The organism is Winogradskyella sp., assembly GCF_003712105.1.
GTDB lineage: Bacteria > Bacteroidota > Bacteroidia > Flavobacteriales > Flavobacteriaceae > Winogradskyella.
In genome coordinates, this window is record NZ_RHLG01000002.1 from 280491 (window position 1) to 301849 (window position 21359).

At 34.4% G+C, this 21359-nt stretch carries 19 protein-coding genes; 8 read left to right on the plus strand and 11 right to left on the minus strand.

Annotation, left to right across the window (positions count from 1 at the left end):
• Positions 1-35 precede the first annotated feature (35 nt).
• Positions 36-887 (plus strand): AraC family transcriptional regulator, encoded by an 852-nt coding sequence (locus tag ED556_RS05740; RefSeq protein WP_296320540.1) that lies wholly within the window; start codon positions 36-38, stop codon positions 885-887.
• 72 nt (positions 888-959) lie between these two features.
• Positions 960-1562: an SRPBCC family protein gene (locus ED556_RS05745; RefSeq protein WP_296320543.1), complete on the plus strand. Its 603-nt coding sequence runs from the start codon at positions 960-962 to the stop codon at positions 1560-1562.
• A gap of 67 nt (positions 1563-1629) precedes the next feature.
• On the opposite strand, the gene ED556_RS05750 is transcribed toward ED556_RS05745, so the two are convergent.
• Both ED556_RS05750 and ED556_RS05755 read right to left on the minus strand, forming a co-directional pair.
• Positions 1630-2058: a DnaJ domain-containing protein gene (locus tag ED556_RS05750; protein ID WP_296320545.1), complete on the minus strand. Its 429-nt coding sequence runs from the start codon at positions 2056-2058 to the stop codon at positions 1630-1632.
• Positions 2059-2108: 50 nt separating this feature from the next.
• Positions 2109-3281, minus strand: a complete 1173-nt coding sequence (locus ED556_RS05755) for an LETM1-related biofilm-associated protein (protein WP_296320548.1) — start codon at positions 3279-3281, stop codon at positions 2109-2111.
• A gap of 138 nt (positions 3282-3419) precedes the next feature.
• Here ED556_RS05755 and ED556_RS05760 point away from each other — a divergent pair, with 138 nt between their 5' ends.
• The 4 genes from ED556_RS05760 to ED556_RS05775 all read left to right on the plus strand — a co-directional run bounded on the left by ED556_RS05760 (position 3420) and on the right by ED556_RS05775 (position 8248).
• The gene (locus ED556_RS05760; protein ID WP_296320552.1) at positions 3420-4070 is read left to right on the plus strand and encodes a DUF4331 family protein; all 651 of its coding nucleotides are present in this window, start codon (positions 3420-3422) and stop codon (positions 4068-4070) included.
• Between the two features lie 16 nt (positions 4071-4086).
• Entirely contained in the window at positions 4087-4656 is a 570-nt protein-coding gene (locus ED556_RS05765) for a DUF4331 family protein (protein ID WP_296320554.1), read from the plus strand.
• Between the two features lie 86 nt (positions 4657-4742).
• On the plus strand, positions 4743-6023 hold the full coding sequence (locus ED556_RS05770) for a cell surface protein (protein WP_296320557.1): 1281 nt from the start codon (positions 4743-4745) through the stop codon (positions 6021-6023).
• Positions 6023-8248, plus strand: a complete 2226-nt coding sequence (locus tag ED556_RS05775; RefSeq protein ID WP_296320560.1) for a TonB-dependent receptor — start codon at positions 6023-6025, stop codon at positions 8246-8248. The genes ED556_RS05770 and ED556_RS05775 overlap by 1 nt, the downstream gene beginning before the upstream one ends.
• A gap of 221 nt (positions 8249-8469) precedes the next feature.
• Here the strand turns inward: ED556_RS05775 and ED556_RS05780 are convergent, their stop codons facing one another.
• The 9 genes from ED556_RS05780 to ED556_RS05820 all read right to left on the minus strand — a co-directional run bounded on the left by ED556_RS05780 (position 8470) and on the right by ED556_RS05820 (position 18596).
• On the minus strand, positions 8470-9198 hold the full coding sequence (locus ED556_RS05780) for an HNH endonuclease (RefSeq protein ID WP_296320562.1): 729 nt from the start codon (positions 9196-9198) through the stop codon (positions 8470-8472).
• 26 nt (positions 9199-9224) lie between these two features.
• A complete protein-coding gene (locus ED556_RS05785) occupies positions 9225-9878 on the minus strand; it encodes a hypothetical protein (RefSeq protein ID WP_296320565.1) in 654 nt (217 codons plus the stop codon).
• 143 nt (positions 9879-10021) lie between these two features.
• Complete coding sequence (locus ED556_RS05790; RefSeq protein ID WP_296320568.1) at positions 10022-10627, minus strand: RDD family protein; 606 nt, start codon at positions 10625-10627, stop codon at positions 10022-10024.
• 151 nt (positions 10628-10778) lie between these two features.
• On the minus strand, positions 10779-11570 hold the full coding sequence (locus ED556_RS05795) for an anti-sigma factor (RefSeq protein WP_296320572.1): 792 nt from the start codon (positions 11568-11570) through the stop codon (positions 10779-10781).
• Between the two features lies 1 nt (position 11571).
• Positions 11572-12102, minus strand: coding sequence for a sigma-70 family RNA polymerase sigma factor (locus ED556_RS05800; RefSeq protein WP_296320575.1), 531 nt, complete (start codon positions 12100-12102; stop codon positions 11572-11574).
• A gap of 88 nt (positions 12103-12190) precedes the next feature.
• Positions 12191-12775, minus strand: a complete 585-nt coding sequence (locus tag ED556_RS05805) for a superoxide dismutase family protein (protein WP_296320577.1) — start codon at positions 12773-12775, stop codon at positions 12191-12193.
• A 60-nt stretch (positions 12776-12835) separates the two neighbouring features.
• Positions 12836-13324: a YdeI/OmpD-associated family protein gene (locus ED556_RS05810; RefSeq protein WP_296320580.1), complete on the minus strand. Its 489-nt coding sequence runs from the start codon at positions 13322-13324 to the stop codon at positions 12836-12838.
• A gap of 19 nt (positions 13325-13343) precedes the next feature.
• Positions 13344-15299: an alpha/beta fold hydrolase gene (locus ED556_RS05815; RefSeq protein ID WP_296320585.1), complete on the minus strand. Its 1956-nt coding sequence runs from the start codon at positions 15297-15299 to the stop codon at positions 13344-13346.
• A 111-nt stretch (positions 15300-15410) separates the two neighbouring features.
• Positions 15411-18596, minus strand: coding sequence for a hypothetical protein (locus tag ED556_RS05820; RefSeq protein WP_296321760.1), 3186 nt, complete (start codon positions 18594-18596; stop codon positions 15411-15413).
• 136 nt (positions 18597-18732) lie between these two features.
• On the opposite strand from ED556_RS05820, the gene ED556_RS05825 reads away from it, so the two are divergent.
• Both ED556_RS05825 and ED556_RS05830 read left to right on the plus strand, forming a co-directional pair.
• The gene (locus ED556_RS05825) at positions 18733-19869 is read left to right on the plus strand and encodes a VWA domain-containing protein (protein WP_296320587.1); all 1137 of its coding nucleotides are present in this window, start codon (positions 18733-18735) and stop codon (positions 19867-19869) included.
• Between the two features lie 2 nt (positions 19870-19871).
• Complete coding sequence (locus ED556_RS05830) at positions 19872-21335, plus strand: magnesium chelatase (RefSeq protein ID WP_296320589.1); 1464 nt, start codon at positions 19872-19874, stop codon at positions 21333-21335.
• Positions 21336-21359 lie beyond the last annotated feature (24 nt).

Consider the following 21359-nt stretch of genomic DNA (forward strand, 5'->3'; position numbering starts at 1 on the left):
TTTTCTATTACATTTGAGTATACGAAGTAATTATTATGATTAAGGAGCATCTGCAGTTGAGTTTGTACGATAAGGGTATTTTTGAACGTGTAGTTCTCAAAGCACCAATGAAAGCACCGGGCGTAATGAAAAACGAGGCATGTTTTATTTACGCTGTTGCTGGTGAATCCGTTGTGTTTTCAGCAGTTAGTGAAATGAAACTTAATACTGAGGAAGCTGTAGTAATGAAATGCGGTAATTTTTTGAATGCTTGGTTAAAAACAGTTGATCAAGAGTTGTGCGAAGCTATTGCAATTCACTTTTACCCTGATGTGCTCAAAAAAATATATGATAAGGAGTTACCAGAATTTTTTAAGTCTATTAAAAATGTAGAACCGAGTTCTATAGCCAAGGTAAAATCGAGCACCTTATTAAAAAACTATATTAATAGCTTACAGTTCTATTTTAAAAACCCTGATTTAGTTACTGACGAATTATTGAAACTTAAGCTTAAAGAAGTTATTCTTTTATTGGTTAAGACAGACACATCAGGTTCAATGAAGCAGTTACTAGCTAGCTTGTTTACACCTTCTGAATATTCATTCAAAGAATTAATCGAAGCTAATGTTTTTAATAATTTAAGTCTAGAAGAACTAGCAATGTTGCATGGTGTTAGTTTGTCTTCTTTTAAAAGAGAATTTAAGCGCGTATATAACGAAAGCCCTGGTAGATATTTTAAAACCCGGAAACTCAATAGAGCAGCCAAGTTGCTCTTAAGTACTAATGAGCGCATTAGTGAAATTGCATTTAATTGTGGTTTTTCTGAAGTGGCTCATTTTTCTAATTCTTTTCATGACCAATTTGGTTGCTCACCTTCAAGTTACAGACTGAACCAAAACCGTAAGTAATTGACCTAATTCTTAAATGTTTTGGGCCACCCAAAATCTAACTTTGATAATAGAAATTTAAAATCTAAAATCATGTTTAAGAATCAAAAATTATCAATTATTATGGCGTTATTTTTTGTTGTAGTAGCTGCAAATAATACAGCAGCTCAGAAAAAAGTTCAGACATTTACTATCTCTAAAGTGATTCCTCATAGTGCAGAAAAAGTATGGCATGTTGTAGGTGTTGATTATGGAGCAGTAGCTAATTCTCATCCTAAAATTATGGCTTCAGATTATGTGGCGGGTTCCTTAAAAGCTGGAGAAGGTGCAGAACGCGTTTGTTATTTTAATGAGAAAAAAACTAGATTGCTAAAAGAGCGAATGGTCTCTTATAATCCAAATGAAATGACATTTATAAACCAGGTGTTTCATGCTGATAAGTTCCCTGTAGATCCCGAATATACTCGCGGAACTTACAAAGTTGTGCCTATAGATAACAACAGCTGTAAGTTTGAATTTAAAATGGAATATCGTACAAAACCTGCATTTATGGGTGCTTTTGCAAAAGGTAAGTTTAAACGATTAATAAAAGATTATGCGATATCAATAGAGCATCACATCTTAACTGGCGAAAACGTGACTAAAGAAAACTTTAGAGATGTAAAACGACAGTATAAAGCCAGAACTAAAAAATAAATAAAGATAGATTGATAGATTGTAGTTGAGTTTTAAAGGTCTAGCTATTTTAATTAGTTAGGCCTTTTTAAAATATGTCAAATACATCACCAAGTGTATCGCCTATAATGTCTCCAAAATCGTCAAACATCCCAAACATACCAATATCAAAGAATAAATCTAATAACAGTAAATCAGTAAGATCAGATTCCCATGATTTTTTTGATTTCTTTTTAGCTTCTTTTTTCCAATCTTCATAGGTCTTTTCTTCTTTTTCGGTAATTACCATTGGCTTATTTGTAGACTGTTTTGCTAACATGTCATCATAAGCTAATCTTTTATCCTTATCAGATAATACATTAAAGGCTTCTATTAACGCATCAAACTTTTCCCTTGCCTCTGGAGATGTGTTGTTTTCAGGATGGTATAATGCAATATTTTTTCGGAAAGCTTTCTTTATAGTTTCTAGGTCTGCATCTTTTTCAACACCTAAAATTGAATAATAGTCAGTTATCATAATTGATGAAGTTTAACTATGAGTATGATTTTTAACATACATGTTACAAACTAATCATCAATTCTATTTTCATCAAAAGCAGATGGTAAAAGTTTAGGGATAAACTTTATAAAAAGAGGTAATAATAACATGCCGCCAGGTAACATAAAAATGGCTAAACTCGGAATGGATTTAAAGATATCTAAAAGCTGATTCTGAATTTTTTTCTGCTCTTCTTCTGTAAGATTCCGTTTAGTAGATTGAGATAGCAATATTAGTGCTTCCTTACTTTGTGATAATTCTTTAGATAAGCGTTTACTATTGCGCTTTATGAGTCTTACAACAATACTACTACTATTATCATAAAAACTTTGTGCTAAATTTTTTGCACTCAAAAAGGAAATATCATCTTTATGATCTTCATAAAACGAATTAATATCGTCCACAGCTTTTATGAGCACATCAGTATCAATAGACAAATCTTGTCGTAACTGATTAAGATATACATATTCTGCCCGGTCAATATGCTTATCACTCCAAGATGCCATGCATACGGTGTCTATAACATAAAGTTTTTCTAATGGTCCTTTGATGATTTCAGCAATTTCCTCGGAATTTTTTCGCTCTGAGTGTTTATGACCTAACGATGCTTCAAATAGCTTTACAAGGTTTTTGTCGTATTCTGTTTTATCTGCTTTAGAATCTAGTACGGTAAATAATACGGTTTCTAAAGCAGCTCCAAAATTGGTTAAGTAATCTTTTGTGCTTTCTTCCGTGGTTAAATAATGATGATAACCAATAATATCCATAAACAGAAATGCATTGATTAAGAAATAATTAAAGTTCTTAGTAATGACATTGTCATCAATATGAATACGCTTGTGAATAATTTGCTCTAGTAAAACATCACTGCTAGGTTGCCCAAATAAATCTGCTAAAAAAGAACGTTTGTGTTCGTCAATACTTTTATAAAAACCGATAACAGAATCTAAGAAATTGAGTTCTGATTGTTCTACAGAATGGATGTAATAAAACGACGATAAAAGATTCACTTTGCAGCGCTCTTCCTCATTAAAGGCATCCACTTTTATCACATCGTTAATGATACAGTCTACATTACTTCCATAAATAAACCCTGAATCTTTTAACTGTGAGTAGAATTCCCCTTTGTTCAATTGCAATATTGAACTTTTAGAGATTACAGTAAATAATTTTTTTATCCAACCTAAGGCCGAAGGATTCATAGACTTTATTTAGGAGTTAAAGATAGTTTTTATCTCCTAAAATTTCAGCTTCAAAAAAAAATTTAAAAAAATAAAACCCACACATTCAATTTTTCGTAGGTAGACCAGAGAACAAAAAAAATAACAAATCTCAGTATTATGAAAAAAACAAAATTTTTAATTCTAGCAGCTATTATTGGTGTAACCAGTATTGTAGCAATTGCGGCAGATCATATTGATGCGCCAGCAGTAATTGGTGGTACTACAGATATCACAGATTTTTATGCCTTTCAAGGTGAGAATACGTCTAACATGGTCTTTGTTGCCAATGTACAGGGTTTATTAAGCCCAGGTTCTACGGCTAACGCAGCATTTGATGAGAACACCCTTATCGAAATTAACATTGACACAAACAATGACAATGTTGAGGACTTGGTTATTCAGGCAACACCAAGAGATGGCAGAATGTACTTTTTTGGTCCTGCAGCACCATTACAAACAGGACTTAATAGTACAATTTTAACCAATGATGCTTCTGGCTCAGTAGAGATAACACCTTACGGTCAGAATGCAATTACTTCAACAGAAAACGGAATACAGTTTTTTGCTGGACCAAGAGACGATCCATTTTTCTTCGATTCTGCGCAGTACAATGCCATTATTGATGGTATGGCTACAAGCTTTAATAATCCAGGTAACGACACATTTGCCGGTACTAATGTATTGTCTGTCGTAGTAGAAGTACCTAAGTCTCTTATTGGTGGCTCAGGAACAATTAACACATGGGTTGAATCTAAAAGAAAACAATAACCACAAAACTAAAATCATGAAATTTAATAGAATAAAATTATTTGCTTTAGCAATTACAACAGCATTAGTTGCCTTTAACTGTAGCAACGATGACGATATTATTACTGGGCCAGTAGGCTTAGATTTTACAGGAACTTTTATACAAGAAGATCAAATGGCTAGACCAGCAGTAGGTACAGTGTTTGTCTCTTCTGGTAGTAAGGATGCTTTTAACGTAACTATTCCGTCGCAACAGAGCTCTGCATTTCAGACGATGTTTCAGAATAATTTAGAAGGATTAAGTCCTGCGTATACAAACCCAGGAGACGCCAATGCATTAGGCTTAACATCAGATCAATTTTCTGGATTGTTAGCTACTGATGTTTTAAATGTGTCTTTAGACGGTACAACAACATTTTTTGATGGCACCAATGTTTTAACTGGTCGTGCATTAGCAGACGATGTTATCACCGTTGAGCTTATTTTAATATTTGGTGGAGAAAATGGCTTAACTGCATCTGAAAATCCAGGATTATCAGATGATAATGTTAGCGCAAATGACAAACCCTTTTTAACAAGCTTCCCTTACTTAGCTACACCTTGGTAAACCCTTATCCATGAACATTTCTAGGGCAGGCTTAGGTCTGCTCTAGAATTAGCTTCAATAGAATTCAAAACTCAAAAATTTAAAAAATGAAATCAATTTATAAGATAGTATTCTTGTTTACTCTAATCACGGCATTTAGTTGTGATTCTAAAAAAGTAACAGATAGAAACGATTATATCGCTTATTTAGAACAAGATACCGACAATTCTAATGGCATAGAAGATGTTGACTTCTGGACGTCGAAATTAAACAAAACCCCAAATCAATTTCCTTATCTAGTAAAACGTGCTAATACTTTTACAAAGTTATTCAGCAACACAGGAAAAATTGAGTATTTAATCAATGCAGAAAAAGACTTAATAGCAGCTAACGAAGCAACTAGCTATAAAAAATCTGGCTATTTAAAAGCTCTAGCACATAACTATATCTCTCAGCATAAGTTTAAAGAAGCTCTGGCAATACTTAAGAAAGCCGAAGTTTTAGGAGAAAAACTATTGGGTACACAAAAGATGTTATTCGATGTGCATTTGGAATTAGGAGATGATACAGAGGCAGAGCATTACTTAACATTAATCAAAAACTTTTCTGACTTCGATTATTTAATTCGTTTGGCAAAATGGGAAGACCATAACGGTAATCTCGATGGTGCTATTACTCATATGGAGCGTGCTGCAATGGTGTCCGAATCTGCCAATAATAAAGCTTTAAAACAGTGGTCTTATACTAATCTTGCGGATTTTTATGGACATGCAGGCAAAATAGACTTGTCTTATAATTATTATTTAAAAGCATTAGAGTTAAATCCTAACGATGCTTATGCCAAAAAAGGTATTGCTTGGATAGTATATTCTTATGAGAAAAACCCTGATGAAGCCTTAGCTATTTTAGACCATATTTCATCCTATTATCATGCTCCCGATTATAGCTTACTAAAAGCTGAAATTGCTGAATTTAAAAATGATGAACCTCTTAAAAACAATGCACAGGAGGATTACAGAACAACGGTAAACAATGAACTCTATGGTGATATGTATAACACATACAATGTATTGCATTATACTGATGATTTGCAGTCACCCGAAGATGCTCTTGCTATTGCAAAACATGAAGTAGAGAACAGGCCAACACCACAAAGCTATGATTTATTAGCCTGGAGCTATTTTAAAGCTGGTGATATAAGCAAAGCTGCAGAGATTGTTGATAGATATATCAGTGGTAAAACGTCAGAGCCAGACGTGCTTTACCATATTGCTGAAATATACAAAGCCCAAGGTAGAACCGAAGAGGTTTCAGCCTTAAAAGAAGAGTTAATAGCTAGTGTTTACGAATTGGGGCCAACATATACATCAAAAATTGAAAAACTATAATGAACTACAAGCAAGTTTTAGTACTGTTTATATTTAGCTCTGTTTTTGCCATACTCAATGCGCAAAGCATTAAGGGATTGGTGGTAAACGAACTTAACCAACCCTTAGAAGCTGCTTATATCTTTAACCTTAATTCGGAAAGTCATTCGCATACTACTGACAATGGTGTATTTGTTTTGACCAATACTAAAGTTGGCGATTCACTACAAATAGGATTATTAGGTTATAGAACTAAAGTAGTCCCTCTAGTTTCTAATGATGTTTTAAATGTTGTACTTGAAGAAAAAGTATTTCAGCTTGATGAAATGGTTATTGAAGAAGAGCTTAACACTGTCAGTACGATTTCTAGATTAGACCTCAATGTAAACCCTGTGAATTCCTCACAAGAAGTATTACGAAAAGTTCCAGGTTTATTTATAGGTCAACATGCTGGTGGCGGAAAAGCGGAGCAAATTTTTCTTCGTGGATTCGATGTGGATCATGGTACAGATGTTACAATAGGAGTTGATGGCATGCCAGTTAACATGGTGTCTCATGCACATGGACAAGGCTACAGCGATTTACATTTTGTAATACCAGAAACGATTAATAAAATAGATTTTGGTAAAGGTGCTTACTATGCTTCTGAAGGCGATTTTAATACTGCTGGATATGTAAATTTTAAAACTAAAGACTACCTCAAAGAAAGCAGTATTTCATTTTCAGTAGGTCAGTTTAATACCTTCAGAACTGTAGGTTTATTCGATCTTTTAGAGAACACGAAGAACCAGAATGCATATTTAGCTACCGAATTTATTTCTTCTGATGGACCATTCGATTCTCCACAAAACTTTAATCGCTTAAATCTTTTTGGTAAGTACACGCTGTTCACACCAGATAATGATAAACTGACTGTAACGGCTTCACACTTTACAAGCAGATGGGATGCTTCGGGGCAGATACCACAACGCGAAGTGGATAGTGGCAATATTACACGTTTTGGAGCGATAGATGATACCGAAGGCGGCAATACAAAGCGTACAAACTTCAACATAACGTTTGACAAATATATCACTGATAATACTAAACTTAACGCCAATGCTTTTTATTCATATTATGATTTTGAGTTGTATTCTAACTTTACATTCTTTTTAGAAGATCCTATTAATGGAGATCAAATACGGCAGAAAGAAAACCGACATATTTTTGGCGCTAATACATCTTTAAATTATTCGACTTTTTTAAATGAAACAGAATTTAATTTAACCACAGGTTTTGGCTTGCGTCATGATAGTGTTGATGATGTTGAACTATCGAAAACGTTAAACAGAAGGGAAACACTTGAAAACGTTCAATTGGGTGATATCAACCAGACTAACATTGACGCTTACGTTAATGCTGAATTCGAATTCGGAGACTTTAAAATTGCACCTGCATTACGATTAGATTATTTCAAATTTTTGTATAACGACCAGTTACAATCAAATTTTGAAACGCAATCTGAAAGTAAAACTATTTTAAGTCCCAAATTGAACATCTATTATAATGCTGCTGACAATTTGCAATGGTATTTAAAATCTGGTATAGGATTTCATTCTAATGATGCTAGAGTAGTAGTTGCCAATAGAGGAGAAGATATTTTACCGCGTTCGTATGGTGCAGATTTAGGTACAGTTTGGAAACCCTTTCCAAATGTTGTTGTGAATTCTGCCTTATGGTATTTGTTTTTAGAGCAAGAGTTTGTTTATGTAGGTGATGCTGGTATAGTTGAACCAAGCGGTAAAACAAGACGTTATGGATTGGATTTAGGCTTACGCTACCAGATGAATGATTGGTTGTTTTTAGATGCTGATGCAACTTATACCAATGCTCGTAGTATTGATGAACCTGATGGTGAAGACTTTATTCCTTTAGCTCCAGATTTTACGTTTACAGGTGGATTATCCGTTGATAATTTGGATAATTTTTCGGGTGGTTTGCGCTTTAGATATCTAGACGATAGACCAGCAAATGAGGATAATTCTATAGTGGCTAAAGGCTATTTTGTTACAGATTTTAATATCAATTACAAGTTAAATAATATAACGTTTGGACTTGCAGTAGAAAATCTATTTGATGTGGATTGGAACGAAACACAGTTTGCCACAGAATCCAGATTACAAAATGAAGCTCAATCGGTTGAAGAAATTCATTTTACGCCAGGCACACCGTTTTTTATAAAAGGGCAATTGACATATCGATTTTAATATGAAAAAGAAAATTTTTGGTTGATTGATTGCTAACTAACAGTTGTGATTTTAAGGGAATCACGAGCATAGAAATATGCTAATTTTTTGAGTTTTGTTAGTTTAAGCACCTGCTAGACATAGCAGGTGTTTTTCATAAAAAATAAGATAATTATAAATGATGAGTTTATTGAAAGGTAGTTGAACCTCATAAAATGAGCCGCAATGAGTTATACACGTTGTTACCTACCGTTTATTTTCTTTTTCAATTCAGCAACACTTAAAGTGTCAATTGCTTTATGCAACATTCTATGACAATTGGGACATACAAGTGCTAAGTCTTTTAGTTTAGTTGTTGTTTCTCCATCAATTTTAGATAAAGGTATTCTGTGATGCGCTTCAATGAATCCTTTTCCTAATTCTCCATAAGTATCATAAAAGTCAAATTTGCAAACTTCACAATCGAGTTTGCCATATTTTTCAAAATAAAGATCTTTCTTTTTCTGATTTAGTTTATTATCTCTTTCTCTTAGTTTATGAAGTTTGTAAATCACTTTTCCTTCCTTGGCTGAATAAGTTTCGTCATCTTCATCATCTTGTATCTGATAAAGTTTTATGTTTATTTTTTGATTTGAGACAGTGCTTTTTATTTGGTTAGCTATAGATTTAAGCTCATCGTTTTTACCTCTAAATTCAAAGAATATTTCTTTGTCTCTTATGCTATAGCTAGACATTCCTTTTCCATCAAAATCTGGGTCAATTGCTCTAAAATTGCTGAGTTTTAAACCCACACCATTTGGATTTCTGAATTTGAGATTTACTTCTCTTTCTTTATGAATCGGAAGTTTATTTAAAATCTCAGACAATTCAATCACTTTAGGATTTCTGTTATCCATTTCTCTTGGCTCTATACTATGGTACAAGTCAAGTGCAAGTATAATTTCATCTCTTTGCCATCTTGGTGGTCTCATGATTTATTCTAATGGTAAATACTTTGTTATCTACCGTTTTCTTTTAATAATTTTAAAATTCGTTTATCTACATTAATAGCAAGGGATTCCATATCGTGACCTTTTTCTTTTTCTTCTTTGAAGATTTTTATAAATATAGGCTTGAATTTTTTAATTTCTGTTCTTTCAATTATACCATAATATTTTAATCTCTTCTCAATAACTCTATTATGTCTTGCTTTTGCATTCTTCAATTGTCTCTTTGCATCACTTATTATTTCATTAAAATGTATTTTTAGAGTTTCCATTATTGTCTCTATCATTTTATTATAACCATTAACTAAATCTTGATTCAAATCTGAAGTTCTTTCTTCACAAAACTTAAGTAACGGTTTTTCAATTCCGTCTATATAAATTGGTAAATCTTCAAATTTGTTACAATCGAAATTATGCGCAAATTGATTTCTAATACTTAGTATATGCAATAAATTAGAGTAGTCTTTTTTTGTTAATTTTTGACAGTCATATAATAAGTCAATTTTTGATTTTAAACTTAGTGATGAAGATTTGTTACTTAAAGTTTTGGTTTCTTGATTTAATGCTAAGCCGATTATATTTTTTATAAGAAAAGAAGTAATACTCTCAATTCTTAATGTCTTTTCAATTGCCAATTGTCGATATGTGAAATCTTTTTTTTTCAAATGGTAGGTAATGGTTTTGGCTATGGCTCGTTGGGGGAAATGAGCTATGATTTTCCGCCGCAATCGAAAGATAGCAAATTGCAATGAATTTCGATTAGGAATTTCAGCCGTAATGAACTATGGCCGTTGTTGGCATAAGTATTTTATTCCACATTGTCTTTTACAACTTTGGTTTTCGATAAAAAGTCGTGAATTCCGTTCTTAGCAAATAAAAACGAAACTCGGTCAAATGGAATAAGTCTACAAAAAGTCCGATTAATTATATCTCCATTTGTAGGATTTTCGCCATTCAATTTCACAACTTTAGTTTTTGTTAAAAACTTCCCTATAGTTTTTTGGAATTTGATTTCCATTATCGAATGGTAAGCAAAAAAACTTCCAAATATTAAAATCAGATTAATTACAGCAACAGTAAAGTTGTTATTTATGATATAAGTCGGAAATATTAAACCAACTATAAAAAAAACAATGACAATCAAAATATACCAAACAATTGAGTCAATTATTAAATTGACAAATCTTATTCCAGAACTCACAACATTTGAGTCAACTTTTTCTTTTTGTTCTTTTTCCGCTATTACTTTTTTTCGGATTTTCTCAAATTCTGATGTGTCGATATTCCGCTTTTCAACTTCCGTATCTGCCGCTTCGATTGCTGTTGGAATGTACCTTTCTCTTTCGACTGTTACAATCTTGATTAATTCTTCATCAGTCCTTTCGGACATTACTTTAGCAAATTCGTTTTCCATAAGTTTGATGGTAGGTCAATACTAATACCAACACGTAAATATATCTGTATTTACGTCATTTTAATTCAAGATAGTAAATTCTTACAAAGCATTAATAGTAATGAGCTATTTAATTTTATGACGCACTAGTGTGTACTATAAAACCTAATCTTTAGGGTGTGGCATTTACAACACCTAGTGTGTAGAGTTGCTCCATGGTTGGTGCTTCGCTACCACCTTTGGGCTCAAGTGTTATACCAAAGGCTTGGCTTTCGTTGTCGTTGGCAATAGCAAATATCTTATTGTCATCGGTATTGAAGTCGTCAATTGTACCCAAGCTTGTTGGCGTTAATGGGTTTAAAGTTAAAGACCAAACTTGCCATACTTTTCCTTCTGGAGCATTAGGCAAGCCTTGTGCATCGAGGTAGATGGTATTATCTGCTTTGTTCCAATAGACTTTTGCGAAGGTGTCTGTAAAGTCGCCTTGGCCACCTAATGGTATCGCTAAAATATCTTTAGCTCTTATAGAGTTTAATAAGTCTTTAGTATTGGCTAAGTCATTACGCGCTACTTCAATGAGTATTTCTAACTGTTCCTTTTCAGAAGTTACAGTTTGTATGTTTTCTTGTAGTGTGTTTTTAGTGTTTAATGCCCAAAATAAGCCAATTGCTAATATTACAGATGCTGCCCAACCTGTATACGATATCCAATTAGTTGTTTTAGGCTTCAACTCTATAACTTTAGACGTATCATCTATTTGTCTTTTGATAGAATCAAAACCAACTGTACTAGGTGCTACTTCTTCACTTAGTTTGCTTAGTGCAGTTTCGATAGCTAAAACTTCTTGGAGTATCTCCGGATGTTTTTGGGTAAGCTCATAGATCTCCTGATTTTCTTGTTCAGACAGTTGCCCGGCTACGTATAGCTCTAAAATTCCAGATTCTATATAAGCGTTTACATCCATATTATAGTACCATATCTCTTAATTTCTGGATACAGTTTCTGTTTCTAGTTTTTATAGTACCAACAGGAATTGCTAATGTTTCAGCAGTTTCTTTCTGTGTGAATCCCTTAAAATAAAGAAATTCAATAATTGTTTTACATTTTTCTCCGAGTTGGTTTACATATTTTTTAATTCCAATAGCATCAGTTTTCTCCTCAAAATTATCATTACCAGCTATTATATCTACGAAAAAGTCGGTGTTGAGGTTCTGTTTTGATTGCTTAAATGTTTTTGAGCGCGTCTTATCGATAGCAGCGTTTCGGGCAATATTAAGTATCCATGTAAAAAAACGCCCTTTACTTGAGGAATAACTATCAGCATTATTCCATGCTTTTATAAAAACATCTTGCATGAGCTCATCACTAATTGCTGCGTCTCTGACAATATTATAGACAACACCATGTATGCTCTTGCTATACATATTGTATAGTTTTTCAAAAGCATCAATGTCTTTTTGTTGAAAGCGTTTTACTAGTGTGTCTAAATCTGCCATCTAAGGCGCTACCTTAATTTTGAGGGCTAAAATTACAAAAGCCATCACTATTAATGATGGCTTTTGTGTTATTATTTTATAGAATATATTATTCGATTATTCCAGCACAACTTACTCTGGCGCCAGCTGCACCAGAAGGTTGAGAAGTAAAATCGTCAGTACCTTGATGTACAATAATTGCTTTACCTAAAATGTCTTTATTCTCATCACCACAACCTATACACCATTCATCAGTAGAGAACTCAACTTTTCCAAGGCCGTCAGCAGCTACATCAAAATTGCCAATATCGCCTTTGTGGTAACCTGTTTCGTTACCCCATTTGCCATGTGGTTGAGCAGTTGGATTCCAATGACCACCTGTAGATTTTCCATCGGCCGATGAGCAATCTGCTTTTTGATGAATATGTATGGCATGAGTGCCTTCTGTAAGTCCTTTCATGTCAGCAACCATCGATACGGTACCATCATTTTGAGTAAAACTTACTGTACCTTCAACTGTACTATCGCTTTTTGGAGATAAGGAAATTGTCATTTCTTTTATGTCGTCGTTTTTCTTTTCAATCTCAACTTCTACTTCTTCATCAGTTTCAACGTCTTTAGAGCTTTTATCATTTTTACAAGCCATTAGTAGCATCACTACAAATAAAAATGGCATTAATTTTAGATGTTTCATCTTAGGTTTTTTTGGTTTGAAGTAAAGTTAAGCATATAACGCGTTCAATGCAAATTGAGTTTAGTGCTTCTTAAACCATAATCTTTGGTCAGAAATACCGCGTTTTAGATTCTCGGTTAGTAATAATGCTTTGTCAATTCTGGTCTGAGAGGATTTATATCTAGAAACCGCATAAATGATACTTCGTTTTTTACCGGCAGTAAGATTCTCAAAAATAGTATAGGCTTCATAATCACTAAGTAGCACAGCTTCTAATTCTTCGGATAGTTCTACGCCATATTTTGAAGTGTCTTCGAATAGTTGAAGCTCGAAATAGTCATTTATAAAAACACCAAGCTCTTTTTGCTTGCCTCTGCTAAAGTAGATGCGGAATAGTCCTGTTTTTTCCTTTTTTAATGCTGCTTGAAATTCAATTTGCTTCTCTTGAAAAGTGGCTTGCACCTTAATGCGTTTATGATTTTTTTCGTGAAACTCTAAAGCAATCTCATCTGGCAGAATAACACTTTGTTTATCTGCCAGAGAGACTTCAAAAGGTTTACTTTTAAGCATTTAATCTGAATTGCATTAACTATTCGGTTTCAGTCTCAGCTTCAATTTTTTCTTTCATGGTCTCATCACCATCTTTTGGTGGTGCATCATTCTTAAGATACTTATCTAAAAACTCTACAACTTTTGTATTGGCTTCAATCTGATTTTCTTTCTTAACAAAACCATGACCTTCATCTTCAAATAACACATATTCTACTGGCACACCATTTTTTCGTACACCAGCTACGATTTCGTCAGACTCAACTTGTAATACTCTTGGGTCTTGAGAACCTTGAAGTACAATCAAAGGTTTTGTAACCTTATCGGTGTGGAATAAAGGCGAAATTCGTTTTAACCTTACAGAATCAGCAGAAAAAGGATCGCCTAATTCATCATAAAGTGCCTCTCTAAATGATTCCCAGTAAGGCGGAATACTTTTAAGCGTTCGCATCCAATTGGTTACTCCAAACAAGTTAACACCTACGTCAAACTCTTCTGGTGTATAGGTTAAGGCCGCCATAGTCATATAACCGCCATAAGAACCACCAATAATGCCAATTTTTTCACCATCTATTTCTGCTTGTTCTGCCAACCAGTTTTTTCCTTCTACACAATCTTGTAAATCTTTTTCACCATGGTTTTTGTCATCCATTTTATAGAATGTTTTACCATAACCGCTGCTACCACGATTGTTAACAGCTAATACTGCATAACCATGATTTACCATATACTGAATCATTGAGCTAAAGCCTTGGCGTGTTTGTCCTCCTGGACCGCCATGTACCCAAACCATTGCTGGTACCTTATTTTCAGCTGAGGCTTGATGTGGTAAATAGTAAATGGCAGGAATTGTAGTACCATCAAAAGATGGATAACGAATAACTTTAGCAGTAACTAAATCCTCTTGATTAATGTCTTTGTTTAGTACGTCACTCAACTGATGTTGTTCTTTTGTTTCAAAATTATAGGTATATAAGTTTGATGGTGTGTTAGAGCCACCCACATACATACGCATCCAGTTTTCGTCACGACTAAAACCAACACTAGTAATACTTTTATCTCCAAAGTCTGGTAAATCAATTGGTTTCATGGTTTTAGCATCCATAACTTCAATGGCGTTTTTTCCATCTTCATTGACATAAACCACCATGTATTTGCCATCCTCAGTAAAGCCGCTTCCCATAATATCCCATTCTTTTTCTACTATTGTCTTCTTTTCGCCAGTTGCCAAGTCGTAAGACATCAGGTAAGCGAACTCACTGCCATCATCAGTAGTATAATAGAATGTTGAATTATCTACCGAAAAATCTTCTGCTGAATTTGCGCTCAAATTAGCATTTACTTTGGTCTGTTCTCCTGTTTTTGAATTGTAAATGAATAGGTCACTATCATTTGTGTTTACCACTTTAGATAAGGCAAAGAAGTTTTCGTCGCTAGACATACCGCTAAAATCAAGACCATTTTCATTTTTATATAATAATTCTGAAGAATAATCTTCCAGATTCATTTTATAGACATCAAAAAATCTTGGGTCTCTTTTGTTTGAACCAAAATAAAGAGATTTTTTATCTTTTGACCATCCATAAAAGCTCGATTTTGCACCTATTTCTGGAGTAATGTCTTTTATGGTACCATCTAGTTCTCTGACAAAAAGATGGTCTATTTCATCACCGTTTCCGTCAGCATTTAACAACATTCTATTGTCCTCTGGGAAAAAGGCATCTGCAAAAATTGATGTACTGTCTGATTGCGTTATAGCTGTCATTTCTCCTCCTTTGGTAGAAACCGTATATACGTTATAAATTCCTGAACGATTACTAGAAACAAGTAATTGTGAATTGTCATGAGAAAAACTTCCGCCGCCAATGGCTTCGTTATCCATAAATTGCTCTATAGTGTACTGTTTAACTTCTCTTGCAACATCAGTTTTTGTAACATCATCTTTGCAGGAGAAGAGCATCACAGCGACACATAATCCTAAAATTTTTGTTTTCATCTGTTAATGTTTTATTGTTTTAATTGTCAGATGGAATTCGTCAATATTTATAAGTAAAATGTAATTAACTTATTTATTATGACTCATTTCATATTGATTGATTTATGTGAATTAATCTATTCCAAATATCTTAGTTTCTTTAAAAGGGTCAATCTTTAAAGATTTCATATCCGTTTCGTACGTCTTCCATTGATTATTAAAGAATGCATTAGTTTCTGAAAGTAACTCTTTTACAGCGTCTTTTGCTTGTTTAATCAATGTGGTCTCAGTTGAGGTTAATCCATTTTGGCTGCTACCTACATACCAATTGGCAGTTCCTAAACGCTGCAATGGTGTTACTTCAGGATTTCTAGTAATACCTTGACGTTTATCTACTTTACCGAAAAACTTATCGAGCAACCCGTCAATTGATTTCACCACAGAATCGGAAGCTTTAATCTGATCTTTATACTTTTCCTTGTCTAACTTCTTTAATTCCGATTGGTATTTTGAAGCGATATTTTTACTTTCAACAAGCTGTTTTGAGGCATCTGCAAGTGTTTGTGACACTTTTTCCAGATCTTTTGAAGCCGCGTATACCTCATTAATATTTTTCTGAGAAACGTTCAATCTTGGGTCAGAAGCCACTGTAATGTTAGCTTCAGAAGTTTGGTCACCGTAATGTAATACAGCTTTGTAAGTTCCAGGTTTTACAGAAACACCACCTGGTTCTCTAGTTTGTTTTCTAATGGTACGCGATGGTCTGCTTACACCAGACTCATTCATAAACCAAGCCCATTTGTGGATGCCATTTTCTTTAGGAGCTTTTCTTTTAAGCGTTCTGATTAGTCTATCGCCATCATATAATTTTAGGGTTAATGAATCCCACTTAACCTTACCATCATCTTTTTTATCACTGATGTTCTTATCTGCTTTTTTAGCATCTGACTTAATATCAGATTTTACAGGTTCTTTTTTATTAAATAAATATGCAAACCTAGCACCGCCAGCACGGTTTTCGCCATGGTAAAGTGCATCCGCTCCAAATCTGCTTCCTGTTGGTTGTTGGTAGGCTGCTTGGTATGCCGTTGGTGGATTAAACAATTTAATGTTAGACGACATCACTGAGCTATTTTTAGCCATTTCACGAAGTGGACGAATATCATCCAAAACCCATGCAGCACGGCCAAACGTACCGATAACTAAATCATGTTCTCTTGGTTGTATCACTAAATCTTTAACTGAAGTTGTTGGGAAACCTTCAGTCCATTTAGTCCATTTTTCACCTGCATTAATAGAAACATACAAGCCATCATCAGTACCTAAGAACATTAAATTTGGTTCTTCTAAATCTTCAACTATAGCTAGCGTATAGCTTTGCACATCCCTTTCATCAACAATACGCTCCCAAGATTTACCATAATTTTTAGTTCTGTAAGCGTATGGTGTGTAGTTAAATCGTCTATAATCATTAGCAATTAAAAGCGCTTCACCTTTATTTTTATTAGATGCTTTTATTTGAGCAATCCAACTACCTTCTGGGAGTTTAGGAATAGCGCTGGTAACTTCTGTCCAATTACTTCCGCCATCAGTGGTATAATGCACGCGTCCATCATCTGTACCAGCCCAGAGCATATCTTTTTCAATAGGAGAAGGTTCTATAACCAAAACTGTACAGTGATTTTCGGCACCAGTAGCATCCATTGTTAAACCACCGCTTTCAGATTGTTTTTGTTTTGCTGGATCATTAGTTGACAAATCTGGGGAAATAATAGTCCATGTTTCTCCCTTATCAGTGGATTTATGTACAAACTGACTTCCAAAATATATGGTACTATTATCAAATGGGTCAATATTTATAGCTGAATTCCAATTGAAACGTAATCTTACATCTGGATCTGGATGCGTTGGTCTAACACTATAGTTATTGCCAGTTTGCCAATCGTATCGACTCACAAAACCTTGTTGACTCATAGACCAGCCGTAACGCGAATCGTCTTTATCGGGTACAACGTCAAAACCATCACCAAAACTTATTTCCTGCCAATAACTGTTACGAATACCTTGAGCACGCCATACATAGGCTGGTCCTCGCCACGAACCATTATCTTGCATACCACCATATACATTGTAAGGGTATTCGTTATCAACTGCAATATGATAGAATTGCGCCACAGGTAAATTTCCTATAAAGCGCCATGTTTTTCCACCATCTTTAGTAATATTCATACCACCATCATTACCATCGATCATGAAGTTTCCATTTTCTGGATGAATCCACCATGCATGATGATCTGGGTGAACACCATTACTTACACCATAAGCTGGCATTAACTGATTGAATTTTTTTCCACCATCTTCTGATACGTTAACGTAAGTAAACACCGAATACACACGGTTTTCATTTTGTGGGTCAACATATATTTCAGAATAATAGAAAGGGCGATTACCAATATCGCTCTTATCGTTTACTTTTTTCCATTTAAAACCGCCATCTTCACTTTTATAAAGCGCATTCTTTTTAGCTTCTACCAGTGCATATATAATGTTTGGTTTGTTTGCTGCAATTGCTATACCTATTCTACCTAAGTCACCTTTTGGTAATCCATCTTTATCAGATATTTTTTTCCAGGTTTTTCCACCATCATGAGTCATGTGCAAACCAGAACCTTTACCACCAGATTTAAAGAACCACGGGTCGCGTTTATGCTCCCACATAGCAACTAATAACTTATTAGGGTTAGTTGGATCCATAACCATATCTGCAACACCAGTTTTAGTATTAGCAAATAATATTTTATTCCATGTTTTACCACCATCAGTAGTTTTAAACACACCACGTTCTGGATGTTCGCCCCAAGGAGAACCAATGGCACCAACATAGACTACATCGGGATTTGTTGGGTCTACAATAATTCTATGAATATGTCTAGTTTTTTCAAGACCCATAGCCATCCATGATTTGCCACCATCTATAGATTTGTAAACACCATAACCACCATTAAGTGAGTTTCTTGGGTTACCTTCACCAGTACCAACCCAAATGACACTTGGATTAGATTGTTGAATCTCAACAGCACCAATAGATGCCGTTAACTCTTCGTCAAAAATCGGGTCCCATTTTATACCACCAGAAGTAGATTTCCATAGCCCACCAGAAGCAGTACCAACATACATTACATCTGGATTATCTATAACAACATCAATAGCAGTAACACGACCAGACATGCCACCAGGACCGATATTCCTTGGTTTCATGTTTTTTACGAGGTCCATTGAAAATTCTTGTGCGGAAAGTAGTGATATGCAAAATAGCATAACACCTAAAAAAAAGTGTCTCATTATAAAAGGTTAGTTAAGTAAAGTCTAAAATTAGTGAAAAGATATGTGAGATTTCTAAAAGAGATGTTAATGCTTTCGTTAAGAATCTTAAAAGCGGTATTTTTATAGTACAATGAAAAAGAAATCGAAAAAAGCAGGATTCGTTTTTAAAACTTACGAAGCACCCAACCAATCTCCTTTTGAAAAACTCTTTGAGATTTTTAAAGAATTAATCACCTATACTTCTGGCGACTTTGATGAAGCCATAGATTGGTTGCGTCAACTCGATAAAGAATATAAGCTAACCACTCCCGATTATACCATTGATGATTTTATAGAAGATCTTAAAAATAAAGGTTACATAAGAGAAGAAATCGACCCAACTGGAGATGGAGATGGTAAAGGTAGAACCACAATTACAGCTAAGACTGAACGTGCTATTCGTCAACAAGCATTAGACCATATTTTTGGAAAAATAAAAAAAAGCGGTGCAGGTAACCATAAAAGTAAAGGTGTTGGTATCGGTGATGAACATACGGGTGATTTTAGGGCATACCAGTTTGGTGATGCTTTAGAGAAAGTATCTATTACAGAGAGTTTAAGAAATGCTCAGATCAATCACGGTATTGGCAATTTCAATCTTACGGAAGACGATTTAGTCGTTGAAGAAACACTGCATAAAAGTCAGATGAGCACTGTGCTAATGATAGACATTAGTCACAGTATGATACTGTATGGTGAAGACCGTATAACACCCGCAAAGAAGGTAGCCATGGCATTATCTGAACTTATAACTACACGTTACCCTAAAGATAGTATAGAAGTTTTGGTATTTGGTAATGACGCTTGGCCAATAAAAATTAAAGATTTACCATATCTAAAAGTTGGACCTTACCATACTAATACTGTAGCTGGTTTGCAATTGGCAATGGATATGTTGCGCCGTAAACGTAATACAAATAAGCAAATTTTTATGATTACAGATGGTAAGCCAAGCTGTCTGCGTTTGCCTGATGGTCAATACTACAAGAATAGTAATGGCCTTGATCCATACATTACTAATAAATGCTATGCTATGGCTCAGCAGGCAAGACGTTTACATATTCCTATTACCACTTTCATGATTGCTGAAGACCCATATTTAATGCGTTTTGTTAGAGAGTTTACTCAAGCTAATAGAGGTAAAGCATTTTATACAGGTTTAAAAGGTTTAGGTGAAATGATTTTTGAAGATTACGAAAACAATAGAAAAAGAAGAATTAAAGGATAAAAATGAATATAGAAAGTATTAAAACTTTAGGTGATTTAAAGAAATCGGGTTATCAATCAAAATCCATTAAGGATGAATTGAGAGGTAATTTGATTGAAAATATTAAACATAAAAAAACAACTTTTGAAGGTATTCATGGTTATGAAAACACTGTGATTCCTGAATTAGAACGGGCCATATTATCTAGGCACAATATTAATTTACTAGGACTACGAGGTCAAGCAAAGACACGACTTGCAAGAATGATGGTTAATCTTTTAGATGAGTATATACCTGTGGTTGAAGGTTCAGAAATTAATGACGATCCATTAGAGCCTATATCACGTTACGCAATAGAGTTGATCAAAGAAAAAGGAGATGCTACACCGATTTCTTGGTTGCACAGAAATGAGCGTTTTGCAGAAAAACTAGCGACACCTGATGTCACTGTAGCAGATATTATTGGCGATGTAGACCCAATAAAGGCTGCAAATTTAAAGTTGAGCTATGCAGATGATAGAGTGATTCATTATGGTATGATTCCGCGAGCTAACCGCTGTATTTTTGTGATTAATGAATTACCAGATTTACAGGCAAGGATTCAAGTAGCATTATTCAATATTTTGCAAGAAGGCGATATTCAGATTCGTGGATTTAAATTGCGATTACCATTAGACATGCAGTTTGTATTTACTGCAAACCCTGAAGATTATACCAATCGTGGTAGTATTGTTACGCCATTAAAAGATAGAATTGGAAGTCAAATATTGACCCATTATCCAGATTCGGTTGATACTGCAAGAACAATAACTTCACAAGAAGCAAAATTAGACGAGAGACAAAAAGCGTCTGTTTATGTCCCTGATTTGGCAAAAGATGTATTAGAGCAAATTAGTTTTGAAGCCCGTGAAAGCGAATATGTCGATGTGAAAAGTGGTGTAAGTGCGCGTATGAGTATTACAGCTTTCGAAAATTTATTAAGTACTGCTGAGCGCCGTGCACTTCTTTCAGGTGAAACAGAGACTACCATAAGATTGTCAGACTTTATTGGTGTTATACCAGCTATTACTGGTAAAGTAGAATTGGTTTATGAAGGCGAACAAGAAGGCGCAGATTTTGTGGCAAATACTTTGATTGATTCAGCAATTAAAACACTATTTCCGAGATACTTCCCTAAAATTGAAAAATTAGAAAAGCAAGATGAAGAATCACCTTATGACGATCTGATATCATGGTTTTTTAATGGCGATGGCTTCGAGTTACTTGACGAATACGATGATACCACATATAAAGCAAAACTAGACGAAGTAAATCCATTGGATGCGTTGATTGCAGATTATCAGCCAGATATTGATAAGCGTGATGTGTATTTCGAAAAGGAATTTATACTATGGGGTTTAGTACAGTTTAAGAAATTGAGTAAGTATCGTTATTCCGAAGGATTACAAATTAAAGATCCATATGGTAGTTATATCAGTAGATTATAAATTAAAAGGGAAGCCACCTGGCTT

What these genes read in the sequence shown, in the direction of transcription:
- ED556_RS05755 (WP_296320548.1), bottom strand. Translation starts at nt 3,281, where the DNA reads ATGAATCCTTCGGCCTTAGGTTGGATAAAAAAATTATTTACTGTAATC.
- ED556_RS05810 (WP_296320580.1), bottom strand. Translation starts at nt 13,324, where the DNA reads ATGCTTAAAAGTAAACCTTTTGAAGTCTCTCTGGCAGATAAACAAAGT.
- ED556_RS05760 (WP_296320552.1), top strand. Translation starts at nt 3,420, where the DNA reads ATGAAAAAAACAAAATTTTTAATTCTAGCAGCTATTATTGGTGTAACC.
- ED556_RS05770 (WP_296320557.1), top strand. Translation starts at nt 4,743, where the DNA reads ATGAAATCAATTTATAAGATAGTATTCTTGTTTACTCTAATCACGGCA.
- ED556_RS05825 (WP_296320587.1), top strand. Translation starts at nt 18,733, where the DNA reads ATGAAAAAGAAATCGAAAAAAGCAGGATTCGTTTTTAAAACTTACGAA.
- ED556_RS05790 (WP_296320568.1), bottom strand. Translation starts at nt 10,627, where the DNA reads ATGGAAAACGAATTTGCTAAAGTAATGTCCGAAAGGACTGATGAAGAA.
- ED556_RS05775 (WP_296320560.1), top strand. Translation starts at nt 6,023, where the DNA reads ATGAACTACAAGCAAGTTTTAGTACTGTTTATATTTAGCTCTGTTTTT.
- ED556_RS05800 (WP_296320575.1), bottom strand. Translation starts at nt 12,102, where the DNA reads ATGGCAGATTTAGACACACTAGTAAAACGCTTTCAACAAAAAGACATT.
- ED556_RS05780 (WP_296320562.1), bottom strand. Translation starts at nt 9,198, where the DNA reads ATGAGACCACCAAGATGGCAAAGAGATGAAATTATACTTGCACTTGAC.
- ED556_RS05805 (WP_296320577.1), bottom strand. Translation starts at nt 12,775, where the DNA reads ATGAAACATCTAAAATTAATGCCATTTTTATTTGTAGTGATGCTACTA.
- ED556_RS05745 (WP_296320543.1), top strand. Translation starts at nt 960, where the DNA reads ATGTTTAAGAATCAAAAATTATCAATTATTATGGCGTTATTTTTTGTT.
- ED556_RS05740 (WP_296320540.1), top strand. Translation starts at nt 36, where the DNA reads ATGATTAAGGAGCATCTGCAGTTGAGTTTGTACGATAAGGGTATTTTT.
- ED556_RS05795 (WP_296320572.1), bottom strand. Translation starts at nt 11,570, where the DNA reads ATGGATGTAAACGCTTATATAGAATCTGGAATTTTAGAGCTATACGTA.
- ED556_RS05830 (WP_296320589.1), top strand. Translation starts at nt 19,872, where the DNA reads ATGAATATAGAAAGTATTAAAACTTTAGGTGATTTAAAGAAATCGGGT.
- ED556_RS05815 (WP_296320585.1), bottom strand. Translation starts at nt 15,299, where the DNA reads ATGAAAACAAAAATTTTAGGATTATGTGTCGCTGTGATGCTCTTCTCC.
- ED556_RS05820 (WP_296321760.1), bottom strand. Translation starts at nt 18,596, where the DNA reads ATGCTATTTTGCATATCACTACTTTCCGCACAAGAATTTTCAATGGAC.
- ED556_RS05750 (WP_296320545.1), bottom strand. Translation starts at nt 2,058, where the DNA reads ATGATAACTGACTATTATTCAATTTTAGGTGTTGAAAAAGATGCAGAC.
- ED556_RS05765 (WP_296320554.1), top strand. Translation starts at nt 4,087, where the DNA reads ATGAAATTTAATAGAATAAAATTATTTGCTTTAGCAATTACAACAGCA.